The sequence below is a fragment of the Bifidobacterium apri genome, assembly GCF_009299485.1.
Taxonomy (GTDB): Bacteria; Actinomycetota; Actinomycetes; order Actinomycetales; family Bifidobacteriaceae; genus Bifidobacterium; species Bifidobacterium apri.
Genome location: NZ_WBSO01000001.1, coordinates 20108 through 34953, shown reverse-complemented (window position 1 = coordinate 34953; position 14846 = coordinate 20108). Strand labels below are relative to the sequence as shown.

12 protein-coding genes are annotated in these 14846 nt (G+C 60.8%); 8 read left to right on the top strand and 4 right to left on the bottom strand.

Annotation, left to right across the window (positions count from 1 at the left end; all coding sequences use genetic code 11):
• Window positions 1-127: 127 nt before the first annotated feature.
• The 3 genes from DSM100238_RS00135 to ychF all read left to right on the top strand — a co-directional run bounded on the left by DSM100238_RS00135 (window position 128) and on the right by ychF (window position 3636).
• Complete coding sequence (locus tag DSM100238_RS00135) at window positions 128-1474, top strand: alpha/beta fold hydrolase (protein WP_167510966.1); 1347 nt, start codon at window positions 128-130, stop codon at window positions 1472-1474.
• 129 nt (window positions 1475-1603) lie between these two features.
• Complete coding sequence (proC, locus tag DSM100238_RS00130; protein WP_152354743.1) at window positions 1604-2401, top strand: pyrroline-5-carboxylate reductase; 798 nt, start codon at window positions 1604-1606, stop codon at window positions 2399-2401.
• A 140-nt stretch (window positions 2402-2541) separates the two neighbouring features.
• The gene (gene ychF / locus DSM100238_RS00125; RefSeq protein WP_152354742.1) at window positions 2542-3636 is read left to right on the top strand and encodes a redox-regulated ATPase YchF; all 1095 of its coding nucleotides are present in this window, start codon (window positions 2542-2544) and stop codon (window positions 3634-3636) included.
• A 554-nt stretch (window positions 3637-4190) separates the two neighbouring features.
• Here ychF and DSM100238_RS00120 read toward each other — a convergent pair.
• Both DSM100238_RS00120 and DSM100238_RS09285 read right to left on the bottom strand, forming a co-directional pair.
• On the bottom strand, window positions 4191-5453 hold the full coding sequence (locus DSM100238_RS00120; protein ID WP_152354741.1) for a Fic family protein: 1263 nt from the start codon (window positions 5451-5453) through the stop codon (window positions 4191-4193).
• A 125-nt stretch (window positions 5454-5578) separates the two neighbouring features.
• The gene (locus DSM100238_RS09285; protein WP_167510943.1) at window positions 5579-5719 is read right to left on the bottom strand and encodes a hypothetical protein; all 141 of its coding nucleotides are present in this window, start codon (window positions 5717-5719) and stop codon (window positions 5579-5581) included.
• Between the two features lie 45 nt (window positions 5720-5764).
• On the opposite strand from DSM100238_RS09285, the gene DSM100238_RS09280 reads away from it, so the two are divergent.
• From DSM100238_RS09280 to DSM100238_RS00105, 4 genes are all read left to right on the top strand, one after another.
• Window positions 5765-5902 (top strand): hypothetical protein, encoded by a 138-nt coding sequence (locus DSM100238_RS09280; protein ID WP_167510942.1) that lies wholly within the window; start codon window positions 5765-5767, stop codon window positions 5900-5902.
• 297 nt (window positions 5903-6199) lie between these two features.
• Entirely contained in the window at window positions 6200-6787 is a 588-nt protein-coding gene (locus DSM100238_RS00115) for a L,D-transpeptidase (RefSeq protein WP_240812249.1), read from the top strand.
• A gap of 147 nt (window positions 6788-6934) precedes the next feature.
• Complete coding sequence (locus DSM100238_RS00110; RefSeq protein WP_152354739.1) at window positions 6935-7762, top strand: histidine phosphatase family protein; 828 nt, start codon at window positions 6935-6937, stop codon at window positions 7760-7762.
• A gap of 200 nt (window positions 7763-7962) precedes the next feature.
• Window positions 7963-9255 carry a uracil-xanthine permease family protein gene (locus DSM100238_RS00105; protein WP_152354738.1) on the top strand — a complete coding sequence of 431 codons (1293 nt, stop codon included), beginning with the start codon at window positions 7963-7965 and terminating at the stop codon, window positions 9253-9255.
• A gap of 158 nt (window positions 9256-9413) precedes the next feature.
• Here the strand turns inward: DSM100238_RS00105 and DSM100238_RS00100 are convergent, their stop codons facing one another.
• Both DSM100238_RS00100 and DSM100238_RS00095 read right to left on the bottom strand, forming a co-directional pair.
• Entirely contained in the window at window positions 9414-10358 is a 945-nt protein-coding gene (locus DSM100238_RS00100; RefSeq protein ID WP_276608003.1) for an ABC transporter permease, read from the bottom strand.
• The gene (locus DSM100238_RS00095; protein WP_152354737.1) at window positions 10355-11116 is read right to left on the bottom strand and encodes an ABC transporter ATP-binding protein; all 762 of its coding nucleotides are present in this window, start codon (window positions 11114-11116) and stop codon (window positions 10355-10357) included. The genes DSM100238_RS00100 and DSM100238_RS00095 overlap by 4 nt, the downstream gene beginning before the upstream one ends.
• 168 nt (window positions 11117-11284) lie before the next feature.
• On the opposite strand from DSM100238_RS00095, the gene DSM100238_RS00090 reads away from it, so the two are divergent.
• Entirely contained in the window at window positions 11285-14524 is a 3240-nt protein-coding gene (locus DSM100238_RS00090) for a UPF0182 family membrane protein (protein WP_152354736.1), read from the top strand.
• The last annotated feature ends 322 nt before the right edge of the window (window positions 14525-14846 follow it).

The window sequence follows — 14846 nt, the reverse complement described above, 5'->3', positions numbered from 1 at the left end:
CAATGCATGCCACTCACCCTAGCCTGCGCCCGTCACCCAAGCCATCATGCGTGAGGATGAAAGCCCGGGGTGGCGCTATGGTTGGCGTAACGGATTGATGGCCGGATACCCGGCGGGGAGGTACACAGTGACGGTGTTGGCGCAGTATTACGTTCCAGGACGGTATATCGAGGATCATGCGATAGACGTGCCCTTGGACTGGAGAGGCGACACGCCCGGCGAATCGGTGTCGGGCAAAACCATCCGGCTGTTCTACCGGGTGGTGTGCGAGGCAGGCCGCGAACATGAAGACCTGCCGTTGTTGCTGTTCTTGCAGGGCGGGCCGGGCGGTGCAGGTCCACGACCCATGGGCTATAACGGCGGGGATGCATGGCTCACCGAGGCGCTCAACCATTTCCGGGTCGTACTGCCCGACCAGCGTGGCACCGGGCGTTCCTCGCGTGTCGATTCGCATGCGATGTCCCGCATTGAGAGCGCACCGGAGCAGGCGGAGTATCTCAAGCGTTTCCTCGCCGATTCGATCATCCGCGACTTCGAACATCTGCGTCTGACCGCGTTCGGCGGACGCAAGTGGGTCACCCTCGGACAAAGCTACGGTGGATTCCTGACGTTGAGCTATCTGTCGCTGTTCCCCCAAGGACTGGCCGCGTGCTTCACCAACGGCGGCATCGCGCATGTACCCGCCGATCCGGATGACGTATACGCGCATACCTTCCCGCGCATGGAATCCAAAACCATGCAGTATTACGCGCGCTATCCGCACGATCGCGAGCGCGTCGCCGCCGTTGCCGACCGGGCTGCGCAAGGGGGAGTAGCGCTGCCCAACGGCGACCCGCTCACCGTCGAACGGTTGCAGACGCTGGGCGGCGGCTTCGGCATGAAGCCGAGTTTCGAACAGATTCACTGGCTGTTCGATGAGGCCTTCGTCGACGGTGACGGTTCTGCATCCGGCACTTCGGCGCTGTCCGACGAATTCCTGACCCATGTGATGGATACGACGGCATCCCGTCCCTTGTACTGGCCGTTGCAGGAATTCATCTACGCCGACGGCGAGCTTGACCATCCGGTCAATTGGGCTGCACAACGCGCCTATGACGCACGACCGCAATTCTCCGTGTCCGCACGGCCGCTGCTGTTCACTGGAGAAGCGATATTCCCGTGGATGTTCCAGCAGGAGCAGGCGTTGCGTCCATTCGCCGCCGCGATGGACATCCTCATGCAGGACACGCATTTCGGCAAGATCTACGACGCCGACCAGCTGGCACGTAACGAAGTACCGTTGCAGGCGACCGTGTATGTTGACGACATGTATGTCGATTCGACACTTCAGCTTGATACGCTGTCCCATGTCGGCAACAGCCACTACTGGGCGACCAACGAGTACGAGCATGACGGGCTGCGCACCGATCCGAAGGTTTTCACGCATGAATACCGTGAAGCGCTCGACCGGGGAGACCTCGCACAGGTGCGTTGAACGTGCCGCGCACCGGATGACCGCTCTGTCCCGGCAGGAAACCTGATCGGCGAGCGGACTTGACTGACACAACCAGCCGGCAGCATCCCGATACCGTGATACCGCCGAAACAACCAAGAAAGGAACCCAATGACCCAGCAACTGAGTGACACGACCGTCGGATTCATCGGCTACGGCGCTATGGCGCAAGCCATGGCCCAAGGATTTGTGGACACAGGCGTCCTTGAAGGCGGACAGATGCTCGCCTGCGCAGGACATTATGACAAGCTTGTGGACGCCACGTCCGCACTCGGCGTGCGACCCATGCACAACGCCACCGAAGTCGCCGCGGCAAGCGATATCGTCATCCTCGCCGTCAAGCCCAATATGATCGAGCAGGTCGTGGCACCGATCGTGCACGAACTGGCGAACAGCATCGTGGTATGCGTGGCATGGGGCTGGACCTTCGACCGGCTTGAAAGCGTGCTCGAAGACCACACCCCGCACATCTCCATCATCCCCAACACGCCGATCGCCGTAGGCCAAGGCGTCAGCGTCGTCGAAGACAAGCACAATCTCACCGATTACCAGGCGGGACTGGTCCGTGCGCTCCTTGAACCGGTGAGCATGATCGAAACCGTCGATACCGCGCACATGTCCCAGGCGGGCACCATCTCCAGCTGCGCGCCCGCATTCACCGCCATGTACATCGAGGCGCTCGCCGACGCCGGCGTGCAGTACGGGCTCAAACGCGCCAGCGCATACCGGCTCGCTGCGAAAATGGTCGAAGGCACGGGCGCCCTGCAAGTCAGCGACGGTCGTCTTCCCGCGGCCATGAAAGATGCGGTCTGCTCGCCGGGCGGCGCGACAATCCGTGGTGTGGTCGCGTTGGAACAGCACGGGTTCCGCGGTGACGTCATCTCCGCGGTGCAGGCGGTCGAAGGCTGACAGTCCCGATACGTCGGGAGACGGCCGGTGCCGATGGAGAGCAGTCGCGGCACCGGCCGCTGCCGGCAGTCGCCGAATCGCAGACTCGATGACGTGCCGACGGCATGCGCTACGTCCATCATGCCTCTACACTGGAAAGCATGTCTTTAACTATCGGAATCGTCGGCCTGCCGAATGTCGGCAAGTCCACTATGTTCAATGCGCTCACCCGCAACAATGTGCTGGCGGAGAACTATCCGTTCGCCACCATTGAACCGAACACCGGCATTGTGCCGTTGCCGGATGACCGTCTGCCCGTTCTCGCCAAGCTCGTGCACACGGAGAAGATCGTTCCCGCGACCGTCACGTTCGTGGATATCGCGGGCATCGTCAAGGGCGCGTCCGAGGGGGAGGGCTTGGGCAACAAGTTCCTTGCCAACATCCGCGAAGCCGACGCGATCTGCGAGGTCGTGCGCGCATTCGAAGACGATGACATCGTCCACGTCAACGGCAAGGTCGATCCCGCTGACGATATCGACACCATTAACACCGAGCTGATCCTCGCCGACCTGCAGACGATTGAAAACGCGCTGCCCAAGCTGGAGAAGGAGCTGCGCGGCAAGAAGGTCACGCAGGAATACGTCAACGCCGTCAACGCTGCGAAGAAGATCCTCGAAGCCGGCGAGACCATCGATCATGCCGCCCAAGCGGGCAAAATCAACAAGGACGACGTCTACGACCTGCACCTGCTGACCGCCAAGCCGTTCATTTACGTGTTCAACGTCGACGACGCCGAACTGTCCAACGAACAATTGCGTAAGGAACTCACCGATCTGGTTGCCCCCGCGAAGGCGATTTTCCTCAACGCCCAGTTCGAAGCCGACCTGACCGAACTCGACGAGGCCGATGCACGCGAGATGCTCGAAGACGCCGGACTCAAGGAATCCGGGCTTGATCAGCTCGCCCGTGTCGGTTTTGACATTCTCGGCTTGCAGACCTTCCTCACCGCCGGTGAAAAGGAAGTGCGCGCCTGGCAGATCCACAAGGGGTGGACCGCGCCGCAGGCGGCAGGCGTGATCCACACCGATTTCGAGCGTGGCTTCATCAAGGCGGAAATCGTGTCTTACGATGATTTCGTCGCGGCCAACGGCTCGATGAACACCATCAAGGAGGAGGGCAAGCTCCGCCTTGAAGGACGCGACTATGTCATGCAGGATGGCGATATCGTCGAGTTCAAATTTAACGTGTCCAAGTAACCGACCACACCCCGCCAAAACGGCGCGATTCCAACGATTCTAAACCACGGAACGTTGCATCGCGCCGTTTTTGAATGCCGGAAAAGTGGCGGTTTCTGCCACGTATCAAGCCGTTTGCCACACTGATAGAGTGCGGATAGTGTGCCTTTTGGAAGACTCCGGAGGGCAACGATTACAACGGCTCCGGGACCATGCGCGGACACGCTTGGGGTGCTCTCCCGAACATGGAAAGGGAGACGAACATGGCTACACGCAAACGCCGCACCAGGGGGGCGGGCAGCATCATCCACGACAAGGACGGCACATGGAGGTTCCGCAAGGACCTCGGCGCCGACCCGTCGCCGGGCAGACGACGCTTCTCGATGCGGACTCCGAGCTTGGACGCTTCACGTGTCAACTGTTCCGTCGCGGTCCCTTTCGCTTATTTGACCATCGATCCGGCAGGTGAGAAACTGAGTGCAGCTCATCTACCAAGTTGTAGAAGGAGTTCCCTGGGTCGCTGCGGCGGCCCTTGCCTTTATCGGATCACGTGTTCACATGAGTCAATCTCTTCGTCATTCACCGACATCCTTTTTCATACCGTCGAATACCTGTCGTTTCGCATCGTCGGACAGAAGGTAGAACGCCGGTCTCTGACCGCGATGCGCTACCAAGCCGATCTGCTCGAGATGATCGGTGATGGTCTTCGCCTTCTTCCGACCTACCTTCAATGCGTCGCACAGCATATCCCTCGTCATCCCGTGCGTCTGGTCGGAGAACAATTCGTTCTGGATGAGGACGTTCATGGCCTTCGACTCCTGTTTGCTCACGTCCAGCCCCTTCTCCATGTCCTTGTATGCGGACAGGGCGGCCATGAGCATGCGGGACTTCTCGACCAGGTCGTCGATGAGTCCGCGCTGTGCCTCGGACACGAACTTCATCATCTGGTACGCGAACAGGCTTGCGTCGCAGCAGTTCAACGGATGCTGTGCCTCCTCGAATGCCTTGTAGTACCTGTCCTTGCCGTCGTAGATGACGGGGCTGAGACTCACCGTGGTCGGAGCGCACAGGTGGTGCCTGAGCTGGAGGGCGAACAGGAGCCTCCCGGTCCTGCCATTGCCGTCATAGAACGGGTGGATGTATTCGAACGCGAAATGGCACATCGCGGCCCTGATGAGCGGCGGTATACTCTTGTCTTTGGCCAAGGCAAGCCATTGGGTGAGCGCTACCTTGATCTCCGATTCCGGCTCGATGCCCGTGTGGATGCGTCTACCGGTCGCCATGTCGTCGATGAATACGGGTCCTTTGCGGAACAGGTCGCCGTCCGGCATGTCGTCGTCTTTCAGCTCGCCGGCGGTGACCTGGTTGTAGATTCTGCGGATGTCCTCAAGCGTGCCGGGTATGGCGGGCACTTTGTCGTCGTCATCTCCGAGAGTGAGGAACAATTTGGCGAATTCGCTGAACCGCTTCCCAGAATCGTTCGTCCTGGCGGCATGCAAGGCGTCGCTGATCTCCTTGCGGGTCGAGCGCACGCCCTCGATGCCGTTGGTGCTGAGCATCTCGGCCCCGATGAGATCGTTGAGATAGGCGTGTTTCACCTCCCTCGGCAGCGTGTTCCACAGGCTGGTGACTACGGTGTCCTGCTCCCGTATGGTGTCGAGTAGCGCTGCGAGCTCGCGGAAGTTGACCACGAACACCTCATGGCCGCGCAATGTGATGCCGGAACGGAATGTGCTCCATCCTTCGAGGCGTGCCTTGTACTCGCGTTCAGCCATGTCCTGCGGTCGTTCCGTTGATTCGCCCATGTGCAGGGTTCGTCTGATGCTTTTGTAGTCCATGTTGTCGCTCCGAATGCGTGTTGCGGCGGTTTTACGTTCCAGTCATCAATATTCTATTGTTCCATTTTGACGAAAAGGAACAATAGAGGTGCCGGAAAGCGTTCCGTATGTTCCCCATCGCCCGTTCAATCCCTTGGCGTTTCCGCTTCGAGCTCTTTGTTCTTGTCCTGATTCGCGGCCAGATCGTACAAATCGGGATTCGACGCGATATCCTCGGCAAGGTGCTCATGGTCGAGCGGCGAGGACGGACTGTCATCGCGTGTCACTCCTGTTCGGCGCCCGCGACACGCATGGCGTCGACCATCTCCGCCATGGGCACGACTCTGCTGCCTGCCGCGGCACCTGCCCGCCGCGCGGGCGGACCTGAACAGGACGCGACCGACTCGGTGGACGGCACTGAGCTGAAAGCGTTGCACGGATGCTCAAGCAAGAACACGGTAGTACAATAGGAACGCTCCAGTCCGCGCGTCGTTATGCGCTGACCGTTATGGTAGGAGTGCGAGCGAGTCCACGCCGGAATGCCTGGTGCAACGGGCGGTTGCAAACCCGCGTCTGGTACGGCGAACGAGGTACGGCGAACGAGGCGCGGCAGATGAACGGAGGCATGTATGGCGGTTATCCCGCATCGAAGCGGGTCGGAAGTCCACCCGCTCCGACATGATGTCAAGGTCCTTCTGGCAGCGTTGGCATGCATCATACTGATTTTCTCGTTTTTCTCGGTCCAGCAGCATCGTGCTGACGTGCGAATGCAAGAGACATCTCAAACCGTCTCCGCGGAGGCATCCACGACATTTGCCCACAGCAAGGTTCCCGAACCCGACGCCACACGCACGTTGAGCCGATCGGCCGTCCCCGCAATCAGCAGTGCACCGGGAACGCATACCAACAAGCAGAACGCGGGTACTACCATCGATTGGCGTGCGCCATCAGGCGGTGCGCAACCTGACTTGTCGAACTACAAGAAGCTCAGCATCGCGGTCGATCTGTCCGCGCAACGGGTCTATGTGCAATCCAACGGCAAAACCATCTACACCATGATCGCCAGTACGGGACTGAACGACAGCACTCCGCACGGGGATTTCACCATCAATGGCCGCGGCGACCACTTTTACAACCCCAGTGACGGCTGGGGAGCGGACTACTGGGTGTCCTTCCGTAACAACGTCTTTTTGTTCCATACTGTGCCCACCAAGCAGGATGCGGGATCGTATGTGGTCAGCGAGGCGGTGAAGCTTGGGCATCCCGCATCGCATGGTTGCGTGCGTCTGACATTGTCCGATGCGAAATGGTTCTACGAGCAGGTTCCTGACGGTACACCCGTGCATATCGGGTGACCATCCCGGTGGATGCCGGGTGAATTGTCGGTGTCGTTTACGCTTCCCGCGTGGAGCCGACTACCGTGTTCCCGCATCTTGCGCTAGCGTGGTGCTCAGGCATGGCTTCGCGTTGTCGCGGAGTCGGTTTGACGGAAAGGAGCGCCTATGGGGATGCCGCTTGATCTGTATGTGATTCGGCACGGTGAATCCGAGGCGAATGTGATCATCAAAGCCGGGGAACAAGGCGATACATCGCTGTACACGCAGGATAACGTGACGGTGCCGGACCGGTCATGGCGTCTGACCGCGACCGGACGTCGCCAGGCCGATTGCATCGGGCGGTGGCTTGTCTCCCAGCAGCAGCTGTTCGACCGGTATCTGGTCTCCCCGTATGTCCGCGCCCGCGAGACGGCGGCCACTATGGCTTTGCCGAAGGCGAAGTGGGAAGAGACCCGGGTGCTGCGCGAACGGTCATGGGGTGAAATCAACACAATCACGCAGGACGAATTCAAAACGAATTACGAACGCAACTGGTTATTCAAACGTACCGACCCTCTGTACTGGCGCCCGCCGGCAGGTGAATCGATCGCGGATGTCGCCGAGGATCGCGTCCATAACCTGCTCACTTCACTGAACCGCCGGTCTGAGTCCGAATCGGTGGTCGCGGTGACGCACGGCGATTTTATGCTGGCGATGATGCTCACCCTCGAAGACCTGTCTGATGAGGAGTTCCTGCATCGGGCCGATAGTGATGATTGGAAGATCACCAACTGCACATGTCTGCATTATTCGCGTCGTGACCCGCACACCGGGCGCACAACCGAACGGTTGCGTTGGGAACAGACCGCACGGCCGGTTCTTGACGAGCAGACCGGCCGCTGGGAGGTCGAGGTTGAACCGTGGCGGGAATTCCAACGTCCGCTGCTGTCCAACGGCGATTTGGTTGATGTCGTTCATTCGGTCGACCCGCATCTGACCCAGTTCGCCAAATGACAGTCGGCTGATCTCGGCGGTCGGCGCGTCCGGCATCATCGGCATGTCCGCCGCCATATGCGCGGTATTGCGACACGCCTGAACATCCGCGGTTTACCGGTATTGATACCGACGGTGTTATCGACCCCGCTACCATTATGCAAGGCATCGGTGCGCGAGACGCGCGTGCCGGCAATCATCAACAGCAAAAGGAGCGGTAGATGAGTAGCGGCTTGTTCACATGGAAACTGCATGGCGACGGGAAGACATTGAAGCCGGGGGAGGTCGTCGAACCTGACGAGCGTCTGTCCTGGCCGCGCACGGCGGGCATCGGCGCCCAGCATGTCATCGCGATGTTCGGGGCGACTTTCCTGGTCCCGATCCTCACCGGTTTCGATCCTTCGACGACCCTGTTCTTCACCGCCATGTCGACGGCGCTGTTCCTGTTGATCAACAAGAACAAGCTTCCGAGCTACCTTGGCAGCTCCTTCGGCTTCATCGCCCCGATCGCGGCGGTCACATCCGCCCACAAGGGTATCGCGGTCGCCAGCTTCGGCATCATGGTCACCGGTCTGTTGCTCGCCTTGGTCGGCGTGCTTGTCCATTTCGCCGGTGCCAAGTGGATCGACAAAATCATGCCGCCGGTGGTCAACGGCGCGATCGTGGCCATCATCGGCTTCAACCTCGCCCCGTCCGTGTGGACGAACTTCCAGAAGGCTCCTGATACGGCAGTGGTGACGCTGGTCGCCGTGCTGCTGATCGGCGTGCTGTTCCGCGGCCTGATTGGCCGTTTGAACATCCTGCTGGGCGTGCTGGTCGGATATGCGTATGCATGCATCCGTGGACAGGTTGATTTCAAGGCTGTGGAAAGCGCCGCTTGGGTCGGTCTGCCGCAGTTCCACCTTCCGCAGGTTGATTTCTCGATTCTTGCGATGTTCATCCCGGTCGTCCTTGTGCTGGTCGCCGAGAACGTGGGCCATGTCAAGTCGGTTGCCCAGATGACCGGACGCGATTATGACAACCAGATCGGTACCGCCCTGATGGCTGATGGTATCGGTACGGCGATCGCCGGTTTCGGCGGCGGCTCCGGCACAACCACCTACGGCGAGAACATCGGCGTGATGGCCTCCACGAAGGTGTATTCGACGGCAGCATACTGGTGCGCGGCGGCATTCGCGTTGATTTTGAGCTTGTGCCCGAAGTTCGGCGCCGTGATCAACACGATTCCGGCGGGTGTCCTCGGCGGTGTGACCACGCTGCTGTACGGCATGATCGGCATGATCGGCGTGCGCATCTGGGTGGACAACCATGTCAACTTCGACAAGCCGGTCAATGTGATGACCGCGGCGGTCACGATGATCATCGGCATCGCTGATTTCACCTTCGCAGTCAGCGGCGTGCAGTTCAACGGCATCGCCATCGGCACGATCGTCGTGCTTGTCATGTACCACGGCTTGAAGGCCATCGGCAAGGCGACCGGAACGATTGCGAAGGACGATCCGGACGTGCTGTGACCGTATTCCGGCCGTGCGACGATGACGCTTGCCGGCGGTCGGACGTATCCGCCGAATAACGTCAGATAAGGTTCTGGGCCGCATCCTGTATTCAGGGTGCGGCCCAGACTGTTTTCCGGTTGCCGCGCGTGGGAACTGCGGCGACCGGCGTATTGCTGTTACTTCTTCTTGTGCTCGACGATGGGTGTTTCGCGGTACTGGTCATCGGGTGTGAAGCAGGTGCGGTACACCATCACCATGATCAGCGTGTCGGCCAGCAGGGTGAGCGCGGCGATGGAGGCGAGGATGACGAACTGGTATTTCGCCGCATTGAGCGGATCGCCGCCGGCGATGACTTGGCCGGCCATCATCCCCGGGATGGTCACGATACCGCTGGATGCCAGCGAAGCCGTGGTCGGCAGCAGGCCCAGGCGGATCGAGGAAATCACCGATGGTCGTGCCGCCTCCCAGCGGGTGGCGCCCAAGGCCAGCAGCGTGTCGACTTCGTCGCGCCGTTCTTTCATGCTTTCGTAGAAGCGACTGAGCCCTACGGCGAGCGCGGAAACCGTGTTACCCAGCAGCATGCCGGTCAATGGTACAACCAACTGCGGCGCGTACCACGGGCGGGGGCGGACGACCAGTTCCGTGACCATCGAAATCATGAGCAGCATGGTGATGACCAGGGTCAGCAGTACCGGGCCGGCGAGTCCTTTCGGCACACCTTTGGCGCGTGACAAGGTGATTTGCACGGCCGCCACCAGCATGACGCAGATCAGGACGAGTACCAGCCACGGATTGCCGGATGTGATGACGTACCCCATGATGAATCCCATGGCGCACAGCTGGACGAGTGCACGGCATGCGGACCATAGGAGCGTTTTGCCGATGCCCAGATGCATGAGCCATGACAGGCCTGAGGCCACCATCACCATCGCCAGCGCGATGAGCAGGCCCCAGATATCGATGGGGTAGGAGGTGCCGGATGACGTGTGCACAGCTGTTTGCGTCGCCGATTGTGCCACCGTCCGTGCTACGGCTCGGGTGGCTTGGGCGGCTCCGGCGAAGTGCGGTGCGCTGCCCGGCAACGATGCCGATGCCAACATGATGATATTCGCGGTGTTCATCGCAATCCTCCTTCGTCGAGGGTGACGGTTCGGGTGGCGACCCCGTCCGGAGGACGGTGCCGGATGCGGATGACGGCCATGCCGCGTGCGGCGGCGTTGCTGAGAATGGCGGCGACTTTCGCGGCGTTGGCATCATCGAGCCCGGCGTCCACCTCGTCGGCGAGCAGCAGGCTCGGGTCTGTCAGCAGGGTGCGCGCCAGGCTCACGCGCGCGGCTTGCCCTCCCGACAGGTCATGCGGGGCTCTGGCGAGATCAATGTCATCGCAGCCCATGGCATCGAGGGTGGCGCGTATTTTGGCATCCGGCAGCATATCGACGCCGTTGTGCGTCGTGCCCCAGATGCCGCTGCGCCGCCGTTTCCCATGGGCTTGCAGGCGACGATCGGAAAGGCGGTTCGCATCCTGCTCGGCGTCATCGTCGTTGCGGATGGCCAAGGTCCACGGCAATCGAATGACTTGGGCGACATTCTCGCCGATCAGGACCGGCTTCTGCGGCAGGTATGCGACGCGGCGACGCCATTGCTGCGGGCTGAATTCCGTTGCGGGGCGTCCGTCGAGGAACATTGTCCCGTCGGCGTGGGGATTCAGCCGTGCGAAGGCGGTGAGCAGGCTGCTTTTCCCTGCGCCCGACGGGCCGACCAGGTCAACGATCTCACCGGCGTCGATATCGAAGGACAATCCTTGGAAAATGGTTCTCTCGCCATCCTGCGAGGGAACGGTGCATGTCATGTCACGCGCGCTGAACAGATATGTACTCATGGCTATAGGCTATCTCGCCCGGGACTGTCGTGTGGACGATTACAGGGTGTTTCGTTGCAATGTTGACTATGCCTATCGCTGGCGGGGCATCATATGGACCCAATACCATACTAACCTTCAAATCAGCTGAGCGTTTCGCTGTTCCTTGCCGGCCGGTAGTCTTGGAATATGGCTTTGTTTGATGATTTCGGCATGATGTTCGGCTTCCCCGATGGTTCCGGCCGCAAGGACGACGACCCCGAGGTCGTTGACGTCCAGGTCGACGGGGACACTCAGGGCGGCGGCGAAGGCGCCCAACCCCCGCACGCCAACACGTCGGCGCCCCGCATCGACCGTCGTGCGGCGAAGCGGCCGAAAGGACGGCGCCACACCGGTTCGGCCGTCGCCCTTGGAGCGGTGGCGGTCGTGGTCGTGATCATCGGACTGTTTTTCGGCCTCGCCCGGTTCATCACGGATGTCATGTGGTTCGACCAGCTCGGCTTCCAACGCGTGATCTGGACGCAGCTCGGCGTGAAAATCGGGTTGTGGGCCGCCTACGCGCTGCTCATGGCGCTGGTCAGCTTCCTCGCCGCGGCACTCGCCATCCGAACGCGCCCGAGTGACGCGGACGGTTCCACCGTGCGGATCAACGGCGACATCATTGAAATCGGCAAAGGGGTCAGCACCCGTACCGCCACGCGTATCGCGGTCGTGGTCTCCCTGATTGTGGGAATCATGTTCGGCTCGCAATTCAACGCGAACTGGTCGCAGATCCTGCTTATGTTCAACGCGCAGCGTTTTGGTGTCAAAGACCCGCAGTTCGGCATTGACAACGGGTTCTACGTGTTCGTGCTTCCGGGGTTGAAACTCGTGATGTCCGCTGTCGCGATGCTGCTGCTCATGGGGATCATCTTCTCCGTCGTCACGCACGCACTGGTCGGTGGTATCAGGCTGACCATGCCGGTTAGGGGGCGTGGACTGTTCGCCATCACCAAGCATGCCCGCCGCCAGATCGGTGTGTGGCTGATCCTCAACATGCTCGTCTGGGCTGTCAATCAGGTGCTGGGCGTGTTCTCCAGTCTCACCGCGCAAGGTGACCGGATCACCGGCGCCACGTACACCGCCGTGCATGCCACGATTCCCGTCACCTTCATCATGGCGGCGTTGACGGCGATACTTGGCGTGGTGCTGGGCGTATGGCTGATGCATTCTCACCAGCTTGAAGGCCCCGCCCCGGTCGGCGTGCGTGCGCGGGCGGCGCTCAGGGCGTGGCGCACCCCGGTGATCGCGATTGCGGCGACACTGGTCGTTTCGCTCGTACTGACTGGTGTCTGGCCGGCGTTGATGCAGCGCTTCCGTGTCAACCCGAACGCGCAAGAGGCGGAATCCTCCTACATTCAGCGCAATATCAACGCGACCAAGCAGGCATACGGGCTTGACAACATCAAAGTCGAGCAGTATGCGGCCACTACGGAAGGCAAGTCCGGCGCGTTGAGCTCCGATGCGGAAAGCACGGCGCAGATCCGACTGCTGGATCCGCAGATCGTTTCGCCGACCTTCAAACAGCTTCAGCAGTCCAAGCAGTATTACACGTTCGCCGACACACTCGCTGTAGACAAGTACACCATCGACGGTACCAGCCAGGACACGGTGATCGCCGCTCGCGAGCTCAACCTCGACGGTAACGACAACCGCAACTGGGTCAACGACCATACGGTGTACACGCACGGTTACGGCGTGGTCGCCGCTTACGGCAACAAGGTCACGGCGGACGGGCAACCGAAATTCTTTGAATCCGGCATCCCCACCCAAGGCAAGCTCACCGAGTCGGAGCATTACGAGCCGCGCATCTACTTCTCGCCGAACGCGCCCGAATACTCGATCGTCGGCGCACCCGAAGGCACACCATCATGGGAGTTCGACTATCCGACCGGTTCGAAGGGCGCGACCACCACCTTCGACGGCAACGGCGGTCCGCGGATCGGCAACATCTTCACCCGCGTGTTGTACGCGATTCGTTTCGGCTCCGACCAGATCCTGTTCTCCGACCGCGTCAACTCCCAATCTCAGATCCTGTACACGAGAAGCCCGAAGGAACGAGTGGCAGCGGTGGCGCCTTATCTGACATTGGACGGGCGTGTCTATCCGGCGGTTGTCGACGGCCGTGTCAAATGGATCGTGGACGGCTACACGACGTCCGACGCCTACCCGTATTCACAAATGACCGATCTGGGCACGGCGACCCAGGATTCGACCACCCGCACCTCGCAGACCGTGCAAGGCTTGGGTTCGCAGAACGCCAACTACATCAGGAATTCCGTGAAAGCGACTGTTGACGCCTATGACGGTTCCGTCACCCTGTACGCGTGGGATCCGAACGACCCGGTGCTCAAGGCCTGGCAGCAGATTTTCCCCGGCAACTACCATCAGATCTCCGAGATTTCCGGCGATCTGATGAGCCACCTGCGCTACCCGGAAAGCCTGTTCAAGGTCCAGCGCCAGCTGCTGACGAAATACCATGTGGACAGCGCCAGCCAGTTCTTCTCGGGCGAGGATTTCTGGCAGTCACCGGTCGATCCGACCGAATCGCAGCAAGCCCAGAAGGAGGACGTGCTCCAACCGCCCTACTATCTGACCTTGCAGACCGGAGGATCCAAGGCCCCCGTATTCTCATTGACGTCTTCATTCATTCCCGCAGGCTCGTCGACCTCCACGCGTGAGATCCTCACCGGATTCCTTTCCGTGGATTCCGACGCGGGCGACACCGCCGGCAAGATCGGGGCGAACTACGGCACCATCAGATTGCAGGAACTGCCCAAGGACTCGAACGTCCCCGGGCCCGGCCAAGCGCAGAACAACTTCAACGCGGATGCCGACGTGTCCAAGGAACTCAACCTGCTTGAATCCGGGTCGACCACCGTCAAACGCGGCAACCTGCTCACCTTGCCGCTCGGCGGCGGGCTCGTGTACGTCGAACCCGTGTACGTGCAGTCGAGCGGTTCGACCCAGTTCCCGCTGTTGAAGAAGGTACTCGTCGCGTTCGGCGACCAGGTCGGATTCGCCGACACGCTTGATCAGGCGCTCGACCAGGTGTTCGGCGGCAATTCAGGCGCGGATGCCGGCGATGTCGACAATCGCACGGCGTCCGACGGCGGCTCGGCCGGATCGGCGGGTTCGGCGTCTGGCACGTCCGGTGCCGAGAGCGGGAAATCTGCCGACGCGTCCGGATCGGCAGGCCAATCCTCATCCGGTGGTGCGCAGAGCGAGGAACTGAAATCCGCGCTTGCTGATGCCGCACAGGCGATGAAGGATTCCGATGCCGCGATGAAGTCCGGTGACTGGGCTGCGTATGGAAAGGCGCAGAAGCAGCTGGAGGACGCCATCAACAAGGCCATCGAAGAGGAGAACAAGGCCTCGGCATCCAAGTAGTCGTCGTCGCGAGTCATGAGGTCTGCCTTGCCGTCGGTATCTGCTTCTGCCGACGGCAAGGGGCATCTCAGCGTCGGCAGAAGCTTTTGCCGACGGCGAGGGTTGTTTCAGTGTCAGCAGAAAGCTGGGGAACGTCGGTACGTGCTTCTGTCGACTCGTAGAGTGGTTTCAGTGTCGGCAGAAGGTTCGGGAAGGGCCGATGGTTGGAGGAGCGTCGGTTGATGGGACGCTTGGTGAGGCCTGCGTGCGGCGATTGCCGATGATAGTGCTGCAACATCGAGGCTACAACACCGAGCATCAAGTGTGTGTCGATACGCCCAGC

Coding starts and splice junctions, on each gene's coding strand:
- proC (WP_152354743.1), top strand. CDS start 1,604: ATGACCCAGCAACTGAGTGACACGACCGTCGGATTCATCGGCTACGGC.
- ychF (WP_152354742.1), top strand. CDS start 2,542: ATGTCTTTAACTATCGGAATCGTCGGCCTGCCGAATGTCGGCAAGTCC.
- DSM100238_RS00120 (WP_152354741.1), bottom strand. CDS start 5,453: ATGGACTACAAAAGCATCAGACGAACCCTGCACATGGGCGAATCAACG.
- DSM100238_RS09280 (WP_167510942.1), top strand. CDS start 5,765: ATGGGCACGACTCTGCTGCCTGCCGCGGCACCTGCCCGCCGCGCGGGC.
- DSM100238_RS00115 (WP_240812249.1), top strand. CDS start 6,200: ATGCAAGAGACATCTCAAACCGTCTCCGCGGAGGCATCCACGACATTT.
- DSM100238_RS00110 (WP_152354739.1), top strand. CDS start 6,935: ATGGGGATGCCGCTTGATCTGTATGTGATTCGGCACGGTGAATCCGAG.
- DSM100238_RS00105 (WP_152354738.1), top strand. CDS start 7,963: ATGAGTAGCGGCTTGTTCACATGGAAACTGCATGGCGACGGGAAGACA.
- DSM100238_RS00100 (WP_276608003.1), bottom strand. CDS start 10,358: ATGAACACCGCGAATATCATCATGTTGGCATCGGCATCGTTGCCGGGC.
- DSM100238_RS00095 (WP_152354737.1), bottom strand. CDS start 11,116: ATGAGTACATATCTGTTCAGCGCGCGTGACATGACATGCACCGTTCCC.
- DSM100238_RS00090 (WP_152354736.1), top strand. CDS start 11,285: ATGGCTTTGTTTGATGATTTCGGCATGATGTTCGGCTTCCCCGATGGT.